At 68.4% G+C, this 18,365-nt stretch carries 19 protein-coding genes; 11 read left to right on the top strand and 8 right to left on the bottom strand.

Going from position 1 to position 18,365, the window contains the following annotated elements; translation table 11 throughout:
* The first annotated feature begins 254 nt into the window (after positions 1–254).
* From WMF34_RS02550 to WMF34_RS02535, 4 genes are all read left to right on the top strand, one after another.
* Positions 255–1,310: an AraC family transcriptional regulator gene (locus tag WMF34_RS02550; protein WP_437992303.1), complete on the top strand. Its 1,056-nt coding sequence runs from the start codon at positions 255–257 to the stop codon at positions 1,308–1,310.
* Between the two features lie 82 nt (positions 1,311–1,392).
* A complete protein-coding gene (locus WMF34_RS02545) occupies positions 1,393–2,376 on the top strand; it encodes an alpha/beta fold hydrolase (RefSeq protein WP_437992302.1) in 984 nt (327 codons plus the stop codon).
* Positions 2,373–3,086: a hypothetical protein gene (locus WMF34_RS02540; protein ID WP_437992301.1), complete on the top strand. Its 714-nt coding sequence runs from the start codon at positions 2,373–2,375 to the stop codon at positions 3,084–3,086. Before WMF34_RS02545 ends, WMF34_RS02540 begins: the two co-directional genes overlap by 4 nt.
* 817 nt (positions 3,087–3,903) lie before the next feature.
* Positions 3,904–4,770 (top strand): hypothetical protein, encoded by an 867-nt coding sequence (locus WMF34_RS02535; protein ID WP_012233098.1) that lies wholly within the window; start codon positions 3,904–3,906, stop codon positions 4,768–4,770.
* A 345-nt stretch (positions 4,771–5,115) separates the two neighbouring features.
* On the opposite strand, the gene WMF34_RS02530 is transcribed toward WMF34_RS02535, so the two are convergent.
* Entirely contained in the window at positions 5,116–5,406 is a 291-nt protein-coding gene (locus WMF34_RS02530) for an HNH endonuclease (protein ID WP_437992300.1), read from the bottom strand.
* Complete coding sequence (locus tag WMF34_RS02525; protein ID WP_437992299.1) at positions 5,396–5,818, bottom strand: hypothetical protein; 423 nt, start codon at positions 5,816–5,818, stop codon at positions 5,396–5,398. Before WMF34_RS02525 ends, WMF34_RS02530 begins: the two co-directional genes overlap by 11 nt.
* Positions 5,819–6,225: 407 nt before the next feature.
* On the opposite strand from WMF34_RS02525, the gene WMF34_RS02520 reads away from it, so the two are divergent.
* The gene (locus WMF34_RS02520; RefSeq protein WP_437992298.1) at positions 6,226–6,675 is read left to right on the top strand and encodes a hypothetical protein; all 450 of its coding nucleotides are present in this window, start codon (positions 6,226–6,228) and stop codon (positions 6,673–6,675) included.
* A 494-nt stretch (positions 6,676–7,169) separates the two neighbouring features.
* Here the strand turns inward: WMF34_RS02520 and WMF34_RS02515 are convergent, their stop codons facing one another.
* The 4 genes from WMF34_RS02515 to WMF34_RS02500 form a co-directional block, all read right to left on the bottom strand.
* Entirely contained in the window at positions 7,170–7,394 is a 225-nt protein-coding gene (locus tag WMF34_RS02515) for a hypothetical protein (RefSeq protein ID WP_437992297.1), read from the bottom strand.
* The gene (locus WMF34_RS02510; protein WP_437992296.1) at positions 7,391–7,870 is read right to left on the bottom strand and encodes a type II toxin-antitoxin system VapC family toxin; all 480 of its coding nucleotides are present in this window, start codon (positions 7,868–7,870) and stop codon (positions 7,391–7,393) included. Before WMF34_RS02510 ends, WMF34_RS02515 begins: the two co-directional genes overlap by 4 nt.
* Positions 7,871–9,200: 1,330 nt before the next feature.
* Positions 9,201–10,328 (bottom strand): TIR domain-containing protein, encoded by a 1,128-nt coding sequence (locus WMF34_RS02505; protein ID WP_437992295.1) that lies wholly within the window; start codon positions 10,326–10,328, stop codon positions 9,201–9,203.
* 86 nt (positions 10,329–10,414) lie between these two features.
* Complete coding sequence (locus tag WMF34_RS02500) at positions 10,415–11,305, bottom strand: HEPN domain-containing protein (RefSeq protein WP_437992294.1); 891 nt, start codon at positions 11,303–11,305, stop codon at positions 10,415–10,417.
* Positions 11,306–11,691: 386 nt separating this feature from the next.
* Between WMF34_RS02500 and WMF34_RS02495 the strand changes: the two genes are divergently transcribed.
* Positions 11,692–12,321, top strand: coding sequence for a tyrosine-type recombinase/integrase (locus WMF34_RS02495; protein WP_437992293.1), 630 nt, complete (start codon positions 11,692–11,694; stop codon positions 12,319–12,321).
* Between the two features lie 368 nt (positions 12,322–12,689).
* Here the strand turns inward: WMF34_RS02495 and WMF34_RS02490 are convergent, their stop codons facing one another.
* Positions 12,690–12,968 carry a helix-turn-helix domain-containing protein gene (locus WMF34_RS02490; RefSeq protein WP_437992292.1) on the bottom strand — a complete coding sequence of 93 codons (279 nt, stop codon included), beginning with the start codon at positions 12,966–12,968 and terminating at the stop codon, positions 12,690–12,692.
* Positions 12,969–13,132: 164 nt separating this feature from the next.
* Here WMF34_RS02490 and WMF34_RS02485 point away from each other — a divergent pair, with 164 nt between their 5' ends.
* From WMF34_RS02485 to WMF34_RS02470, 4 genes are all read left to right on the top strand, one after another.
* On the top strand, positions 13,133–13,783 hold the full coding sequence (locus WMF34_RS02485) for a sigma-70 family RNA polymerase sigma factor (RefSeq protein ID WP_437992291.1): 651 nt from the start codon (positions 13,133–13,135) through the stop codon (positions 13,781–13,783).
* Positions 13,780–14,406: a JAB domain-containing protein gene (locus WMF34_RS02480; RefSeq protein WP_437992290.1), complete on the top strand. Its 627-nt coding sequence runs from the start codon at positions 13,780–13,782 to the stop codon at positions 14,404–14,406. Before WMF34_RS02485 ends, WMF34_RS02480 begins: the two co-directional genes overlap by 4 nt.
* 72 nt (positions 14,407–14,478) lie before the next feature.
* Positions 14,479–15,027: a hypothetical protein gene (locus WMF34_RS02475; RefSeq protein WP_437992289.1), complete on the top strand. Its 549-nt coding sequence runs from the start codon at positions 14,479–14,481 to the stop codon at positions 15,025–15,027.
* Entirely contained in the window at positions 15,017–15,805 is a 789-nt protein-coding gene (locus tag WMF34_RS02470; RefSeq protein WP_437992288.1) for a hypothetical protein, read from the top strand. Before WMF34_RS02475 ends, WMF34_RS02470 begins: the two co-directional genes overlap by 11 nt.
* A 120-nt stretch (positions 15,806–15,925) precedes the next feature.
* On the opposite strand, the gene WMF34_RS02465 is transcribed toward WMF34_RS02470, so the two are convergent.
* Positions 15,926–17,290, bottom strand: a complete 1,365-nt coding sequence (locus tag WMF34_RS02465; protein ID WP_437992287.1) for a styrene monooxygenase/indole monooxygenase family protein — start codon at positions 17,288–17,290, stop codon at positions 15,926–15,928.
* A 642-nt stretch (positions 17,291–17,932) separates the two neighbouring features.
* Here WMF34_RS02465 and WMF34_RS02460 point away from each other — a divergent pair.
* Entirely contained in the window at positions 17,933–18,361 is a 429-nt protein-coding gene (locus WMF34_RS02460) for a bactofilin family protein (RefSeq protein WP_012233084.1), read from the top strand.
* Positions 18,362–18,365: the final 4 nt, after the last annotated feature.

Genomic DNA, 18,365 nt, shown 5'->3' with positions numbered 1-18,365 from the left:
CGAGGATCGGAACTCCCGCCACGCGTTGTCTCACTTGGAGCTGCCCAACGCCCCAGAACCCGTTGAAGGGCTCGGGGGCCGCGCAGGGGCCCTCGTGAGCGAGTAGCCTCGACTTGAACCGTGTTCCAGGTGAACCACGGGATCTCGCTCGGGCGCCTGAACCCGAGCTGCCTGCGCCACGCGAAGCCCACGGGCGTGGTTGACGTCGCTGACCGGCCGTGCGACTTTCGCGAGTGTCGCGCAGGCCCCGCCTCGTGAGCTCTCGTCGGGGGCTCGACCCGCTCGTGAAGGCGGAGGGCGAGCGCGCGCTGAGCGTCGGCGTGAAGGCGCTGCGGAGCGTCCTCGGGGCCGCGGAGGCTGCCGGGATCGACGGGAGCTCGCTCGCCCGAGCGCACGGGCTCGCGCCGGAGGAGCTGCGCAACCCCGACTTCCGGCTCTCCTATCGCCGGTGGATCGCGCTCTGGGACGATGTCGTCGAGAGGGCCGGCGATCCGGGCGTCGGGCTCCGCGCCGCGGAGGCGCTCTCGATTGGCCACTGGGATGTGATGGACTACGTCGTCGCGTCGAGCGACACGGTGGGAGACGCCTTCCAGAGGTTCTCGCGGCACTTCGCCGTCATCAGCACGGCCGTGCGCCATGTCCTTCACGTCGATCGCACGGAGGCCCGGCTCGTCCGGGAGCACGTCCCCGGCGCGGCCCCGCACCGGGTCGCGACCGAGTTCGGCTTCGCGAACATCGTCCTTCGCTTCCGCGCGCTCGCCGCCACGCCGTTGTCGCCTTCCTCGATCCAGTTCCGTCACCCGCGCTGCGCCGAGCTCGAGGCGTACACCCGGATCTTCGCTTGCCCGGTTCGATTTCGAGCGCCCGGCGACGCGATCGTCCTCCCGCGCGCGGCGCTCGCGACGCCGATGAGAGGGGCCGCCCCCGAGCTCTGTGCCGTCCTCGAGCGCCACGCCGCCCTCCTCGTGCAGAAGCTCCCGCCCGCCCAGGCGAGCCTCGTTGAGCGCGCGCGGCACGCGCTCGCCCTCGAGCTGCACGGCGGTGCTCCCAAGCTGGCGACGGTGGCGAAGCGGCTCGGGCTGAGCGCGCGCACGCTGCAACGACGCCTCTCGGAGGACGGCTTTCCCTTCCGAGCGCTCGTCGAGAAGACCCGCGAAGAGCTCGCGCTGCGCTACCTGGAGGATCCCGCCCTCGGGCTCGCGGAGATCGGCTCGCTGGTGGGGTTCTCCGATGTGAGTGCGTTCTACAAGGCCTTCCGGCGGTGGACGGGGAGCACGCCGGGCCAGCTCCGCGAGCGCTCCATGGCGTAGCGCGTAGCCGAGGGCGCCGCCGGACAATCGATTGGCGTGGCGGCACAATGCCGGGGGCGGCCCGGGCTCGTACGCTCCGGTCATGCGCTCGTTCGCCCGCCGCTGTTGTCTGACGTGCGTCGTGCTCGCCTCGGGCTGTCTGGATCCGGACGCGCCTGGAAACCTCGTCCCGAGGACGGTCGCGGAGGACGACACGCTGCCTCGCTTCACCCTCCGCGACGGCGCCCTCATTCACCTTCGCACGCAAGGGGACCCGAAGAACCCCACCCTCATCACGCTGCACGGCGGCCCCGGCGGCGACATGCGCGGCATGCTCGGCCTCGGCGCGCTCGCCGAGCGGTACTTCGTCGTCCACTGGGATCAGCGAGGCACCGGCCTCTCGGAGCGCGTCCCTTCATCGGACTTCACCGTCGAGACGTACGCGGCGGATCTCCACGAGCTCGTCCAGCGCTTCTCCCCCGACGCGCCGGTCACGCTGTTCGGGCATTCGTGGGGCGCCATGTACGCGGCCCTCTATATCCAGAGGCACCCCGACCGCGTCGGAGAGGCCGTCCTCAGCGAGCCGGGCTTCCTGAACGCGGCGATCGCGAACGAGACCGAGCTCTTCACGTTCGGCCTCACCGCCGAGGGGCTGAACGATCTCGGTTGGTCGGAGTGGGCCATGAGCCCCGACGGAGACGCGCGCGCAGACTTCCTCCTCTCCCTGGGACAGGGCTGGTCGCAGCCAGGGTATTACGAAGACCCGGACGATCCCGACAACTTCAAGGCCTTCCGCCTGGGCGCGCGCGCGATGCGGGACCTGCAGAGCTCGGCGAAGACGGACGGAGCGTGGGACTTCGATTTCTCTTCCGGCCTCGACCGCTTCTGCAAGCCGGTGACCCTGATCGGAACGACGATCAACACCGTCATCGGGTTCGAGCAACAGGAGAGCCGCCACGCCCCTCTTTTTTGCGACGTCGAGCTCGTCCGCATCGAAGGCGAGGACCACGGCTGGGTGAACAAGCACCCCGATCGTGTCATGGAGGTCCTGCGCGCCCATCTCGGCGCCTACGAGGGGGCGAGATGAGGGCCGTCGCCCTCGCCGCGGCGATCGCCGCGACGGCGGTCTCCGCGGTCGCGTCGGCCGCGCCCATCAGCGGGTATCAAGGGGAGCAAGAGAACGCGACGCACGTCACTCTCGGATGGAACTCCGCGCCCGCTCTGGAGCTCGCCTACGGGCGGGCGATCCCGGTGGAACGGCTCGTGCGCCGCCTCGACCTCGAGATCGGGCTGACGCTGCCGGTCTTCCTCGTGCCGGCGCTCGACTCCTTCCGCCTGGAGCCGGCGGCGCGCGCGACGCTCTTGCAGCACGGCGGCTGGGGGCTCGCCGGGCGCCTGGGGCTGCCGGCGCAGACGGGCGACAACCAGGCGTTTCGGTTCGTGAGCGTGGGCGCGCACCCCGGGCTCGCGGGCGGGTATTTCCAGCGCGGCTGGTTCATCGCGCTGGAGGTGGAGTACACGGCGATCCTGAGCACGTACATCGCGGCGAGCGATCGCGCGCGCGCGACCTACGAGGGCACTCGCGACGGCTTCTATGCGCCCACGGGGGGCTACCTCGACGCGAGCCTCGCGTTCGGGTTGTCGATCGGCCCGGGCGTCGAGCTCGGGCTGCGCGCGGGCTATCGCTCCACCCACGGCCTCGAGCCGCCCCCGCTCGTCCCGTTCCGCGCCGAAGTGGGCGTGTCCTACGCGTTCGGAGCGTCGGCGGCGGCGCCGCCCCGAGAGATCACGCGGTAGCGTGGCGCACGGGCGGCCCTCCCCCGCTCGCCTGTGACATGGATTCTCGGCCATCGCGAGGCGGACGCGACGTCGAGGGAGACCGTGTGCTTGCGGCGCCACCCAGGCGGCGGCCGCGCTCACGCAGCGAGGACGTCGGAGCAACGTTAGGGGGCGTCCGAGGAGAACGCGTGCGCGATCCGCTCCGCTGGGACGCCGCCGCGGACTAGCGCCTTGCGGACGTGCTCGTGCAGGTGAGCTCTGGCCCGCATTTCGCGGCGAAGGCTATCGCGCGCCTCGGCCAGGTCGACTGCCAGCAACTCCCGGCGCCGTGCCAGCGCCTCCCGGCGACTCCCCATCAGCCCCGGGATGCTTGCCAGCACCCGCTGGTACGGCTCACCGGACATGCTGGTACGGCTCCTCGAACCTGCTGGTACGGCTCCCCGGACATGCTGGTACGGCTCCTCGGACTTGCTGGTACGGCTCTCCGAATCTGCTGGTACGCCTCCTCGGATCCGCTGGTACGCTTCCTCGGACATGCTGGTACGGCTAATCGGGCTTGCTGGTACGGCTTTCCGGATCTGCTGGTACGTCTCCTCGGATCTGCTGGCACGATTCCCGGCCGTCTCGGCGGCGCTGGTCGAGCTCTCCGGCCCGCTGGCCGCGCTCCACGGTCTGCTGGGTTCGCGCCCCGGCCTGCTGGGATGCGCCCCGGGCGCGCCGGCGCAGCCCCCGGCGTTGAGAACGTGCTCTCCGGACGGCTGCGTCCGTCTGTGTCGCCCCGGGCTCAACCGCGGTGTTACGCTCGCCCGCTCGCCACCTTCACTGGAGGTAGGTTATGGGAATCGAACTCTCACAAGAACAACACGCAGTCCTGAAGGAAACCCGCGCGGTCGCGACCCCCGCGGAGTTCCAGGCCATCCTCGATACCGCGCGGCCCGAGATGGACCGCATCGTCCGCGAGGTCATGGAGCCGAGCCAACCCGTCTCGACCACCCTCACGGAGCTCCGGGACCTCTATCTGGCCGTCGTCCAGCACCAGGCGCAGCTCGCGAGCAAGGCCTATGGCCCCGAGCGTCGCGCGCTGCTCCGCGGCGCCATCCAGCTCCTCGACACGGCGAACCTCTGGTTCGGCGAGGGCAAGCGCACCGGCGCCTATCAGGTGCGGCCCATCGACCAGGTGATCAAGGCGAGCCGGCCCTGGCGCGCGCGCCTCAAGGCGTTCGCCGACCAGGCGTTCGCGTTCGAGCCGGACGTCGCCGAGCAGTTCGCCGACGTGAACACGAGCGGCACGCTGACCGAGGAGACAAGCGATCTCGCCATGCTGCTCCGGCTCGCCCAGCAGCACCAGGCCCGCCTTGCGCCCGTCGGCCTCACCGAAGACTTCCTGCGCGAAGGCAGCGCGCTGCTCGACGAGGTGAGCGGCCGCGATCTGCTCGGCATCCTCGGGTTGCGCAACCGGGAAGAGGCGTTGGTGCTCCGCAACTCCATCGTGACCTATGCCACGCTGCTCGGGAACGAGGCGCGCGCCGCCGGCATCAACGCCTGCTGGGACATGCCCGAGGTCAAGCGCCGCTTCAGCGCCACCTCGTTCCGCAACGCCCTGCGGCGGCTCCGCCCGAAGCGCCGCGGCAGCGCCGCCGCGCCCGACGAGCCGGCGCCGCCCGAGCCGGCGCCGGTCGAGCCGGCAGGCGCGCCGGTCTGACGCCGCGCCGGATCGAGAACGCGGCGCGCTGGCGCTGCGGACCCGCCGCAACCCCTCCGTCATTCCGGCAGGAGCGCCTCGCGCAGCCGGTCGCGCGTCGCGCTCCGCCAGGGCCGGGCTCTCCTCCGGGAAGACCAGGTTGACCTGCTCCGCGCCCCTCGCCAGACACCGCACGAAGTCGGCGAGCCACGCCAGGTTCTCCATGGTTCAATCCTCCGGCGGATGCCAACCAGCGATGACCCAGCCTCGCCTGGCTTCCACGAGCTCGACGCGGTTCAGGCGAACCGCAGCGATCGTAGCTCGGCCAGTCGGCGTCTTGCCGATGATCAGAGATCCCTCCGTGCTTCAGCAGAAATGATCCGGCCAGACCTGCTGTCGGGGGTTGAAGAGACGCACGACTTCACCGGTAGGCGGGTCGGGAGCAGCGATTCGATTCCCCTTGTGGTCGTTGCACATCGAGCATGCGAGCCAGAGGTTTTCCCTTGTAGTAGGTCCGCCCAGCGACTCGGGTACAATGTGATCGATCTCCATCGGCGTACCGATGATGCGCGCCGAGGTCAGGCAGTAGCCGCAGCGATGGCGCGCCTCACTGGCGACCTGCTCACGCAGCGCCCTCCCGACGTAGCTACGGCTCATGTCCTTGGTGAAGCACCGAGACGTCATGACCTCGCTGCTTGAGCAAAGCGGCAGATCGGGAACGAACCAGCATGATCCGCGTGTACTCCTTCATGAGCGTCGCGAGCGCCTCGACGTCCGAAGCGGAGAGCCCGTCGCTCTGGCGCTTGAGGTGCAACGCCTCGAGGTCCGCGGCCTTCTCCGGGGCGAGGCCCTGCCTGGCGGCCCGCCATAGCTCCTCATCACCCAGCAAGTGCAGCGCGGCGATGGCGTCCGCCATGTCGGCCGGCAGCTCGTCGGGCTCGTCAGGGAGGGACGTTATCACCGCGTCGACGAGCTCGGCCTCGACGGTTCGCTGCGTCTTCTGCGCGCGGCGAGCCAGGCGCTCGTACAGCGGCTCGGGCAGGTTTACCGTAACGGCTCGAACGGCCATATCCTAGTTTACGACGGGCCGTCGCGGCAAGCAAGCTCGGCGCCGTAAGGCACCGACGCGCAGCCGATCGGTCTCCTCTGCTGTGCCACGCTCAGCGCAATCGTCTGCCTAACGTCTCGCGTTCAGCCACGGGCCGGGCTGGCGAGCGAAGCGAGCCTGCCCGGTCCGTCGGTCTGCAATGCGGAGTTAGACCGGGGGCGTCAAGACAGCCCAAATGCTCACATCACGGCTGATGCACTTATTGAACGCATCGAGTACCAATTCATGGCCGCTGGAACTGAACGCGCAGACGCATTCGACCAAACTGAAAGCCACAGAAGTCAAAGAGCGTCACCCCGGCACAGATATCATCCGTGGTCGTTCAAACCAACAGGCGGTCGCACAACGATGTATCCTCGGTACCCTGGATGTCCTCGCCGTTCGCCGACGTGAACACGAGCGGCACACTCACCGAGGAGACAAGCGATCTCGCCATGTTGCTCCGGCTCGCCCAGCAGCACCAGGCCCGCCTTGCGCTCGTCGGCCTCACCGAGGACTTCCTGCGCGAAGGCAGCGCGCTGCTCGACGAGGTGAGCGGCCGCGACCTGCTCGGCATCCTCGGGTTGCGCAACCGGGAAGAGGCGATGGTGCTCCGCAACTCCATCGTGACGTACGCCACGCTGCTCGGGAACGAGGCGCGCGCCGCCGGAGTCAACGCCTGCTGGGACATGCCCGAGGTCAAGCGCCGCTTCAGCGCCACCTCGTTCCGCAGCGCCCTGCGGCGGCTCCGCCCGAAGCGCCGCGGCAGCGCCGCCGCGCCCGACGAGCGGGCGCCGCCCGAGCCTGCGCCGGTCGAGCCGACAGGCGCGCCGGTCTGACGCCGCGCCGGCTCGAGAACACGGCGCGCTGGCGCTGCGGACCCGCCGCAACGCCTCCGTCATTCCGGCAGGAGCGCCTGACCCAACCGGTCGCGCTCCGCCGGGGCCGGGCTCACCTCCGGGAAGACCAGGTTGACCTGTTCGCGCCCCGCGCGAGGCATCGCACGAAGTCGGCGAGCCGCGGCAGGTCCTCATCGACGCGCGCTGGCCGTTTCGGGAGCGCCTGCGAGGGGGGCTGCGGCGCGGGTCTTCGGCCTGGGCGCGGCGCGGGCGGGAGCGGCGGGGAGACCCGGCCTGCGCCGAGGGCGCGCGCCGCGAGCGAGCTCCGTGGAAGCGGCGCGCCGCGGCGCGAGGGCTCGCGACTCCGCGCGACGGCGGGCGGCCGGCGAGCCACGCGCGCCGCGCCGCGGCGGCCTCCCTGTGCGGCCGCCGCGCTCGGATCACGAGGCGCCCAGTCGCCCGTGGCGGGCGCGGGCCGAACGACGCCTTGGCAATCAGCGGCGAGGTGCGGGCGTCGTCGCCTTCGCCTCGTCCGCTGCGTTGCCTTGTTGGGCGGCCTCCGGGCCACCGCTACGCGGAACGATCGAAACGTGGTCCGTGGCGCTGCCTGCTTCAAGGCGTCGAAACGCCTTGAACAGCTCGTGAACGTCATAACCACATTCCTTCGCAATTTCGTCGCGAATTGCGCGGACTTCATCGACGATGGCATCGCGAATCATTTCTCCTCCTGTGGCGGCAGCTCGTCTGGCGTGCAGATGATGGGCGGTCGAAACCCACTGTGTCTACACACGGACTCTATGCGTGGCCGCATCGTAGCATTCGCAATATGCGTGCAGTTCCATGTCAGCAGAAAATCGAGGCCATGAACGGCGGCTATGGCCACGTGCGCGGCGTCGACGATTGCCTTTGCGGGCATGGCTGCCTGCTTGATGAGGGCCGCGGCAAGCATCTCCGCTTCCTCGGCTCCTGAGAGGACAGCGATCCCCGCGGCTGCCCCGAGCCGCCGAGCAGCTGCCGCGGGGTCGCCCCGGCGCGCTTCGGTCAGCACCGGGTCGGAGAGGAACAGCTCGAACTCGTCTCGCCGCGCCCACCAGCCGATCGTGACCTGCTGGCGGGCGGCCTGGATGACATCTCTGCTTGGCAGCGCGGTCAGATAGCTCAAGATTGACGTTTCGACATAGACGCGCGGTTTCACGGGCAGCTCCTAGCGAAGGCGCGCTCCCGCCGACGCACCTGGAGCATACCAGGCCCAGGCACGCGCGCCCAGGTCGTCCCGCGCAAGTCCTCGTATTGATCGGAAAAGTCGGGAGGATCAGGGCGGTTCGGAGAGTGGGCGGCCTGCTGGTCGTCGAGACGGGCCCATCCGGGCTCGAGCGCGCATCCTCGATCGTAGAGACGGGCCCGTCCGCGCGAGCCCTCCAGGGGCAGACGCCTGAGAGGCTGTACTCCGCTGGAGCCATAACTGCCTCGGCTCACGCCTGCCCGCCCAACGTACCAGGTTTCAGTTGCGCCGGCCGAGCGAACGCGAGGGCGACGTCTGCTGCAAACCGGAGTTGGGCAGCCGGCTCTCCGTACGCGGCAAGTCGCAAGAGGGCGCGTATGTCCGCGCCCTGGAGACAATGGCACGCTGCACGTCGAGCCTACCAGGCTGGATTGCGCACGAGGAGGCTCTCGAGAAAACTCCGCCCATCCTCCAGAGTGACCGGAAGCGTTGTCGTATGAGGGGGAATCCAACGATGCTCGGATCGTCCGTTCTGTCGGACATCGTTCAGACTGCGGCCGGATAGCCATTCGCGCACGGTGAAGTTGTAGTATTTCTCTCGAGTTCGCTGTCTTGCGCCGGGAGGTCCAGGGCCAAGCGGGTCGGTTTCAAACGCGAGGAACCAAACAATGACGTGTGGGGTCACGTGATCTTGTCGGGGTGTGGCGTCCGGACGCCAGAGATGGCCATGAAGGTTCCTCCTAATATGCTCATGCAGACCGTCTTGAAATTTTCCGCTCTTGAGCGTGCAGAAATCGGGCGGACAGACCACGGCTCCGTCAGGTGGGTGCTGGTGCCGATTCTTGTTCCTGATTGGGTGGGTCTCACCGCGGTTACTGTACAGATATAGGTAGAGCCCCTGCCGCAGCGAGTCTGCGGGTACCCCAGTCTCGGCTACAAGCCGATTCTCTGTGGCACCGTGGTAGGCGTGCGCGTCCTCCACCCAGGTGAGGCGCTGGATCGGCCGGGTAAAGTCGTGGATAGTTCGCCCTGGCATAGTGTCTCACTAGTGCATTATTCCCCCAAGGAGGGGGCGCTGGGTTGCCGTGCATGGCGCAGGGCCGCATGCCCCGCCGGGACACTTCTGCACGGTCCTGCCACGTTGTCCGGCCCCAGGGGCTCGTCGAGGCGGGATTCATATTGGCGGGTAGTCGTCGCACTGGTCTGCCCAACGTGCGCATGAGCCGCGAGTCCCGGCCGTCAGATCCATGCGCGAGTTAGACTGGAAGCGTGCCACGTATCGCATATTTCCCGGCAGCGCTCGCTACACGAGCTTCTCACGCTCCAAGACCAAGCGAATCTCTTCGAACTTGCTCGCGATATCGCCAGGAGGGAACCGGATCTGACCGAGTCCGGTGATGTTCGAGAATTCCTCACAACCCTGTTCGAGCAGAACGATTGCACGTTTGAAACCAAGGCGACCCTGAAAGAGCCCGACCTCGTGAATGACATTTGCGCGCGCATGCTTGGTCTTGTCCGCTTGCTCGTCTTCCGCAGTCATGACGATGAATGCAAAGCACGCTTCGTCTAGCATCGTCTCCAAGCGCTCCTTGGCGGAGACGCCTGCGGTGGCCTCACGATTGAACTCGTCCCACGTGAGACCGAGTCGATCTTGGAGGAAGTCCTTCAGGTCTTTCCACACGCGGGATCGTCCATGACCGATAAAAATCTTGCCGTCCGTCTTTGCCACAGTTTTGCCTTTCATCTTTCGGGTCTTCTCAAGGTACTTCGCGATATAACGCGCGTGTTTCGCCAGTTCCTGCGCGCTGTTTCGGTAAGAGAGCTGTGAGGTCAGCCAAAGGCCGACCTTGACATGTGGTGGCGCCTGGATGCCTCCCGATGTTGCGCGAGCGTCTCGAGACATGAACTGTTTCCCTGACACAAGAGCCTGAAAGAACTCCATCTCCGTGTGATACGGCTTGAGGGACGACACCTTGCCGCGCACTTTCTTGATCGCCTCGTCAGGCTTGGTGCTAAGGAGCGCGTCGATGGTTGGAAGCAGCTCATCGCGGCATTCGGTGAAAACCTCGCCAACCGCCTCGGCAGTTCGTTCGATCACGCTGGTGTCGTCAACCTGAGCCCGTCTCTTGATCTCTTCCAGAAGAGGTTCGTACTCGTAGATGACCCACGGCCCACCTTGGGTCTGATTGCTGTACGCGCCTTCGCTGCCCCACTCGGTGTCGAAGTAGTCACGAGCCGTCTTTGGTCGCAGGTCTTCGATATATATGTTTGCATGATATCCCAGCCATCCGCCCGAGGCCGCTCGGCCAACGCTGTCGGCCGCGGTGCGCAGACGGGCGCACATCGACGCGATCGGCTCGGCGTCAAGTGTGTTCGCCGCACGCTCGCAGCGTCGAGCTAATCGCACCAGGTCATCGAGAATATCATCCATGCTACTGCTCCGACTTTATCGTCGCGTTGAAAGGCGGATTGCGTCGTAGGGGGCGCCCGCCTGATCTCAGTCTAACGTATCCTCGCTCACCCGCGGGGCGGGTTGCCGCGCGGAGCGCGGCTGCCCGCCTCGTCGGGTGCAGCGGGTTGTTGGGCCGCGTCGGTCGAAAGATCAGACGTCGGTACGATTTGCCAGTCATTCGCGAGCAGGTCTTCGACCAGAAGCATGACTGGAAGTTCTTCATGACACGGGCTTCCGGCAACGAGGCGAACAGCGCCCACCATGATCGTCACATACTGAGGCAAAAGTACTGCCAGCGATTCCAGTCTCGCCATTTCGAAGGCGTCTACGGACGCAGTGGAGTTGGCGTCGTGCGCGAACTCGTGCCGCAAATCGAGGATCTTCGAGAGGTCTTGCCACCAGTCGGGGAATGCGGACAGCGGAAAGCCGCGACCCATCGCCGATCTGGCAGGGACCGCGTATTCTAATTGCGAGTGCTCGACGGCGAACCGGAACCCCTTCGGCGAAAACAGGGGGTCGAGAGCGCTCGCGATAGATCCGGCGCTCTGCAACGTAAACGCCTCAGCGACGAAGTCGTGGCGATTGACTCCATGAGCTGCCAAATCACGCTCCACAGGCACGCGAATGTGCTCCCCCTGAACGATCTGGTTGTAGACTTCTGGATTGTTTTCGAGGATGTATCGAAAGATGTCGCGAAAGAAGGTTTCAAGGTGGCCGGCAAGTGCGATCACGTATTGCCGCGTGCCAATCTGAAGCGAGCTCTTGTCATCCGAATGACGGCCGAGCACTTGATGCATATGGTGTACGACGGGATGCAGCCGCGACAGGTACTTCGAACCAACCTCGCGGATATCTCCGCGCGTTTGAACCTTCGATCTAACGTGCTCAAGTTTCGGACTTCGCGCCATTGGGTCTCCAGCATTGATGCCGTTCGGCAGGGTCGGCCGCGCCTTCATGTTCCAGCAGCAGCGCCCCTACAGCTGCCATGCCAACGATTTCTGCGCCTAAAGAGGCGAACGGTCGTGCTTTCTATCCTCTTGGATAGGTCTGCTAGACGCCAGGACCTCCAGCAGGGTGGGGTTGGTGTCCCAGCCTCAACGTGCCGCGGCCCAACGTCGCAATTAGCTGTGATGCATGACATATCTACGCATTTTCACATATAGGCCGCGAACCGTGGCACCCTATCTCCATATTCCCGAGGATAAGTCGCGGCCCATCATGGCCTATCTCCGCAATCCCGCGGATAGGCCGCGACCTTCCGCAGCCTATCCGCGGGATTGCGGAGATAGACCGCCGCTGCGTATCTACGTATTCCCGATGCTGGGTCTCGGACGGCGACGGTGTGTCGTCGCGCAAGATTCACGCCGACGGCTGGGTACCCATCCGCTTCCACAGCGGCAAGCCCCCACGGCAGATGGGCGCGGAAGAGGTCACAGCCTTCCTTGACGAGCTTGCGGTCGCACGCCGCACCGCGGCATCCACGCAGAACCAAGCGCTGTGCGCGCTCCTCTTCCTTTACAAGCGGGTTCTCGACCTGCAGATACCCCGGCTCGAAGCGCTCGAACGCGCACGCCGGCCGGAGCACCTCCCCTCGGTCCTCTCGCGACAGGAGACCCTCACCTTGCTCGAAGACTTCGTCCCGCCATTTCGGCTCATCGGCGAGCTCCTCTACGGAAACGGCCTCCGGCTCCTCGAAGCGCTTTCGATTCGCATCAAAGACGTCGACCTCGATCGACGACCAATATCGGCAGTGCAAAGGGCCGTGCACGATGCCGGACGCGCCGCGGAGCTCGCCAAGCGCGCGACATGCCGACCCCTCCGCCACAGCTTCGCGTCCCACCTGATCGAGGCGGGCATCGACATCCGGACGATCCAGACGCTGCTTGGCCACAAAGATGGGCGGACCACGAGGATCGACATCCACATCGTTGACCGTGGCCCTCTCGGCGTCATCAGCCCCCTTCGCCGCTGACCGCCACGTCGGCGGGGAGCGCCTTGAGCTCCGACCCCACCCCGTCGTGCCGGCCCCACTCATCGTGGAAACGTAGCGTAGCTGACGCCTGCCCCGCCTTGTCAAGGAGACCAGCGCGTGTTCGTGCGGGCTTCACACCGGACGACTGGAGCTCGGCCGAAGCGTCCACGCCGCGCGCTCGCGATGGGCATCCCCCTCGCCGATCCCGTCATCGTCACGCCCACCGGGGCAGTTCCGTGCCGAAGCAGGCGGGCGGCTCAGGCTCTGGGCGTCGGCGTGCCATGGGCGATGCCGCGCGCCACGCACGTAACGTGGGCGCCGCCTCGTTCCGCAGCGGCCTCGAAGCGCTTGCCCAACGTTCGGGATCACTACGCGCGGGGTCGCGCCTTGCGTGGCCGGCCCCGCTTGACCGGCGGAAGCTCCCGCTGGCGGAACAGCACCCCAGGACGGACGCCCAGCACGTCGGCCAGCCTCACAAGGATAGCCACCCCGACATTCGTCTGGGCGTGCTCGACCTTCTGCAGGAAGCGGAGGGCTATCTCGGCCGCGTCCGCGAGCTCTTGCTGCGTCATGCCGCGCTTCTCGCGGATGCGGCGGACGTTGGCCCCAATGGAGCGAAGCACCTCGTCCAGCCGCGCATCAGGCATGGCGAAGGAGTCGGCTCTCGTCCGATCTGGAATAGCGCCTCATATGGCATATTTGGATTGCTGGGTTCCTCGGCAGCACGTAGGCTCCCCACAAGCAAGTGCTGCCCGCGACGGCGCCAACCGTCCGGGCAGCGTGGCCGAACCCCGCAGCAACGAGGTCCGACATGGAAACGGTACGTCCACGCCCCGAACAGGGCCAAGAGATCGATCCGCCCTCACGCCGCCGCCTGCGCTCCACAGCGCGCGGCCAGCTCGCCCGCCCGCCCAAGCCCCATCGAGAATCGCCGCACCCCGCTGTCTACCTCGACGCCTCCGCACTCCTCGCGCAGCGCCCGTTCATCCGCAGCGCGCTACGCGCCCGCGGCGTCCGCGCCGCGGATCTCGACGACGTCACGCAGGAGACCGTGCTCGGCGCCTTTTGCAGCATGCGCGCCGGGCGCTTCCGGCCGTCCCCCGATCAGCCGCCGGGCGACGCGTTGCGCGCCTGGCTGGCCGCGGTCGCCCTGCGGCAGGCGTCGCACCACCGCGACAAGGCGTACCGCCGGCACGAGGTGCCCGCGGTCGATCCCGATCGGCTCGCTCCCCTCGCAGCTCCCTCGCCGGAGGAGCGCATCGTCGCGCGCGGGCTGCTCCGCGCCTTTCACCGTCTCCGCGCGGAGCTTCGCGAGGTCCTGGCGCTCACCGCCGCCGGCCTGACGACGCGCGAGATCGCGGCGGCGCTCGCGATCCCGAGGCCGACGGTGGCCACGCGGCTCCGCCTCGCTCGCCGCCTCTTCGCCCGCTCGCTCACCCGCGCTCGGAGGTGGCCCCGATGAGCGGCGCACCCATCGACGCCCCCGCCGAGACGGCGGCCGAGATCCCGACCGCGACCGAGGCCGGCCTGATCGAGATGGTGCTCGGCATCCCGGCCGTGGGGCCGCGCGTCCTCGGCACGGCCGCGCTCCCGTCTCTCGGTCGCCTCTCTCCGGCGGCCATCGCCGAGCGAACCCAGATCGCGCTGCTCGACGCGACCCGGCTCGCCGCGGCCTTCGAGCTCGGCCGCCGCGCCCACGCCGCGCGGGCTCGCCGAGGTGCGCTCCTCACCGACGCCGCGCGCGTGGCGCGGTACTTCGGGCCGAGGCTCGCGCACCTCGTCCACGAGGAGCTCTGGATCGCGGCGCTCGACAGCCACGGCCGCGTGCGCGAGACGCGCATGCTCGCCCGCGGCGTCGACGACGCCGTCCACGCGGGCCGCTCGACCATCCTGCGCACGGCGCTGGACATGGCGGCCGTCGGCTTCGTCCTGGCCCACAACCACCCGAGCGGCGATCCGACGCCGACCGCGGAGGACCACGCGATGACCGAGGAGCTGCGCGATCTCTCCTACGCGCTGAATGTCCCGCTCCGGGCCCACGTCATCGTCACGCCGAGCGGGCGGTACCACCCCGTCCTGGAGTAGCCGTCGCGGAGCCATCTCCGCGACCACGTAGAACCGTGGCGAGCTCCTGGGATCTGCACCGCGGGGTTCGTCGTGAACTGGGGGCTCATTCGTGGCGCGGTCACGGCGGGGCACTGCGTCAGCGCGGCGGGAAAATTCGTCTTTTCCGGCCCTGAGTTCTGGGGTGAAGCCGGCCACTTCCCCGCGAACACGACGGCGTGGGACATGGTGTACATCGGTCCCTCGTTCCCGCCGGAGACATACTCCGCGCAAATTCACACAGACCCGTGCTGCCCAGTCACCCGACCGGTCACGACCAAGGTGGCCCCCGCGAACGGGCAGGCCGTGTGGTTCAGCGGCAGGAACTATCTGGCCAAGTGCAGCGTCGAGATCTTCACTATGCAGTCCACCTGGGTCATCGACGGGCGTGCCCGCTCGAACGTGTGGTTCGGCCGCCGGACGGGCGTCAACATCGCGGCTCCCACTGACTCCGGCGCGCCGATCTACATCCCCGTCGGCTCCGGGAACGCTGCGATCGTCGGGATGCACATCGCCGGGTTCGTGGTGGCCCCCTTCGACCAGACCTGGTTTCATTCGGTCGGCGACATCGAATCTCAGCTAGGAGTCACCGTTGCGTTTTGATTGGAGCCTCGCCGCGGCCCGACCGCTCGCCGCTTCCCTCCTCCTCGTGGCCGGGTGCAACGCTCGTACACCGGGGAGCGGCGGCGATGCAGCGACCACCGGCGCGAAACCACAGGGAGCCCCGGCCTCCACGTCGGCCGCGCCGTCGTCCTCGAGGCCGGAGGCCGCCCCGGCGGCAAGTCGATCGAACGATGTCCCTCCCGCCGTTGATCGAGCGGCCTTCAGCCCGGTCACCCTCGAGACGATCCAGCGCGCGCAGCACGAGATCACCGGGGACCACGCGGTCGGCGTGAACCTGCAGCCCTACTGCGAGCCGGAGGCTCAGGCGCCCGGCAGCACGAGCCCGGCCGGCGAGATGGCATGGCCGGCGCTCCGCGTGACCGACTACCAGCCGCTGCACGATCTGCTCTCGAAACACCCGTCGTTCATCGGGGTGGTGCCCGAGCGGAAGCGGCGGTCGATCGTCGTCGTCTTCGAGCCGGACTTCCAGGATTGGGCATCGATTCAGGCCCAGATCCCGGTTCCAAGGCGCGTCCCGGTCGAGCTGCGTCCCGGCTGTCACACGCGGAAGCAGAGGGAGCTCGCGCAGCAAGCGCTCGAGGCGCTCAGGAAGGAGCCGGCGGTCGGCTCGGCGTTGCACGCATGGGCGCCCGATGCCTCCATCGCCGGCCTCCGTGTCTTCGTGCTGCCGGGAGACACGGCGACGGCGGCGCTCGTCGCCGAGCGGCTCGGCTCGATCGCGAACGTCTGGTTCAGCAGGCCCTTCGGGAACCACTGAGCTCCCGCTGCTCGACCGGGGCGCGGCCCGCCGTCATCGTCACGCTCAGCGGGCGCTACGCCGCCGTCCTGACGTAGCCGTCGCGGAGCCATCTCCGCGACCACGTACAACCGTGGCGAGCTACGCCGGGTGCCCGGGCAGGAGCCCGATGCGCTGCCGCACCTGCGCGATGCCGACGCCCACGCCCCCTGCGGCGAGCGCGAGGGGCCAGGGCTTCCCGGTCGTCTGCCGGATGAAGGCGCGCACCCGCCCGACGTCCTCGAGGACCGCCGTCAGCCGCGCCGGATCGTTGAAGTTGTTCACGAAGGCGTTGGCGAGCGCCTGCTGCCCGCTCGTGTTGTCCGCCCGCCCGTCGCTGCCGTATTGCGCCATGAGGAGGTGGGCCATCGGGGGCGACACCCCGGCGAGCAGGATGTTGTTGAACCGGTCGGTGGGCCCGCCGTGCCGCGCGTAGAAGCGATCGAAGGTGCGCGTCATCCAGTCTGCATCGAAGGGGCGCTCGCCGTGCTGCACGATGCACTCGACCAGGTTGCGCGCCATCTTGTTGCCGTTGTTGGCCCCCTGGCCGCCGATCGGATCGATCGACATCGCCGTGTCGCCCAGCGGCGTCACGATCCGGCCGGAGGGCAGCCGTCCGACGGGCTTGCGCACCGCGGGGACGACCCGCCCGTTCTGCCATCCGTGTTGGTCCGACAGCTCGGCTCCCTTGAACCACTCGTAGTCCCAGGGGATGAGCTCCTTCATCAGCCCCTTGGCGATCGCGACGATCTCCTCTCCTGACCTCGCGCCCTGGAACCTGTCCAGCGGCCCTCCGGGCACCGCCTCGAAGAGACAGTTCCAGCTCGGTCCCACGTCCTTGTGGTGGTAGGGCACCCAGAACGCCTCCCCGATGCCCGCGAACAGGTTGAACTTGACCGGGAGCATGGGGATGCCGTCGAACCCGAGCTTCGGGCCGGTCACGCACATCATGACGACGTTGCGCTGCGCCTCCGAATGGACGTTGCGCGCGGCATCGCGCTCGAACAGGTTGCACAGATCGCCCCGTCCAGCGGCGACGACGGTGAGGTCGTTCTCGGCGGCGATCGCGTCGAGCCGCGCGATCGTGACGGGCTCGATCGCGATCTTGCCGCCCCGCCGCTCGAGCTCGAGCATCCACCGGTGGCTCTGGAGCCGGAGATCGATCGCGAAGAAGGGCCGCTCCAGGCGGCCCGCGAGCGTCAGCAGGCGGTTGCCCGGGGCGGCGCACGCGGTCACCTGGGCGCCCTGGCCCTTGGGGGCGGCGTCCTCCCAGAAGGCCAGGCCGAGCTCGCGCTCGAACGCGAGCGCCACGTCGAACCGCGCCGCGATGCCGGTCGGCTTCGACTCGTTGAGCCACTGCTCGGGCGTGCGATCCGAGTAGAGCGTCACCTCGTAGCCGGCCTTCACCAGGGCGTGCGCCGCGAGCAGGCCGGCCTGTCCAGACCCCACGATAGCTATCTTCCGCATGAGGAACCCCCCGGGTTGGGTTGGTCTGCGCTCGCCCCACGGACGACGCGCGCCGAGCCATCCGAGTCGGTTCGCCGTCAGGGCACAGCAGGCGTCGCGAGCAAGGAAAGCCCAGTCAAGAGAGACCGTATCACCCGAGCCAGCCCCGCAGGAAGCGCCCACCCCCGCGCGCTCGCAACCTTCGTCGCCGCGCATCGTTCCCCGTTCCCTCCGCCCCCCCGCGCTCTCCTTCCGCGTTCCGCGTTTCCCGCCGGAGAGAGCCCTCGGGGGGAGGGGGCGTCGTGCGGGGGGGCGAGGGGGAGGGCCCCACGAACCCGAGCGCCGGCCCGCATCGCAGCGACGCCTCACAGACTCGCCACCTCCGTACAGCCGGCCATTGCCACCAAAAGGCGCGAGTTCGTGGGAGGGCCCCCCTCGCCCCCCCGCGCGACGCCCCCTCCCCCCGAGGGCTCCCCTGCAGTCAGTCCATGGAGCGCCCCCGCCATCGAGCCCGCCCGCCGGTTGCGAGGCGCAGCCGCTTGGAGTAGCGTCCGCGCCGCCGCGGGGCCGGGCGATCCAGTTCGCCCAGCTCCAGCGGACGAGCCGGGCGGTCTGGTGCGCGCCCCGGCTCGCGCGGCTCCCTCCCGCGCACAGGAGACGAGAATGGCCCGAGGCTCGACAACGACGCGCAGCGAATCGGACGCTGCCGAATCGCTCATCGGACGGGGCGCCCGCATCCGCGGGCGCGTCCACGGCGACGGCTCGCTCCGGGTCGAGGGGAGCGTCGAGGGGAACATCCAGCTGGCTGGCGACCTCGAGATCGAGGATGGAGCGACGGTCACCGGGGACGTCGAGGCGAGCTCGCTCGTCGTCTCCGGCCAGCTCACGGGGGACGTGGTGTCGCGCGGCCCCGTCACGATCCGGGCGACCGCGCAGTACGCCGGAAACGTGGGCGGCAGCGAGGTGATCCTCGAGGAAGGCGCGGCGTTCGCCGGCCGCATCGAGGCGGAGTTCGACCTCCCGGCCGAGCTCTCGGAGCGGACGACCGGCGGTCGCGGGCAGGCCCCCCGGCGCGAACCGGCAGGGCGGTAGCGCG

The organism is Sorangium sp. So ce145, assembly GCF_051525985.1.
GTDB lineage: Bacteria > Myxococcota_A > Polyangia > Polyangiales > Polyangiaceae > Sorangium > Sorangium cellulosum_B.
This window is presented reverse-complemented; position numbering and strand designations above follow the sequence as displayed.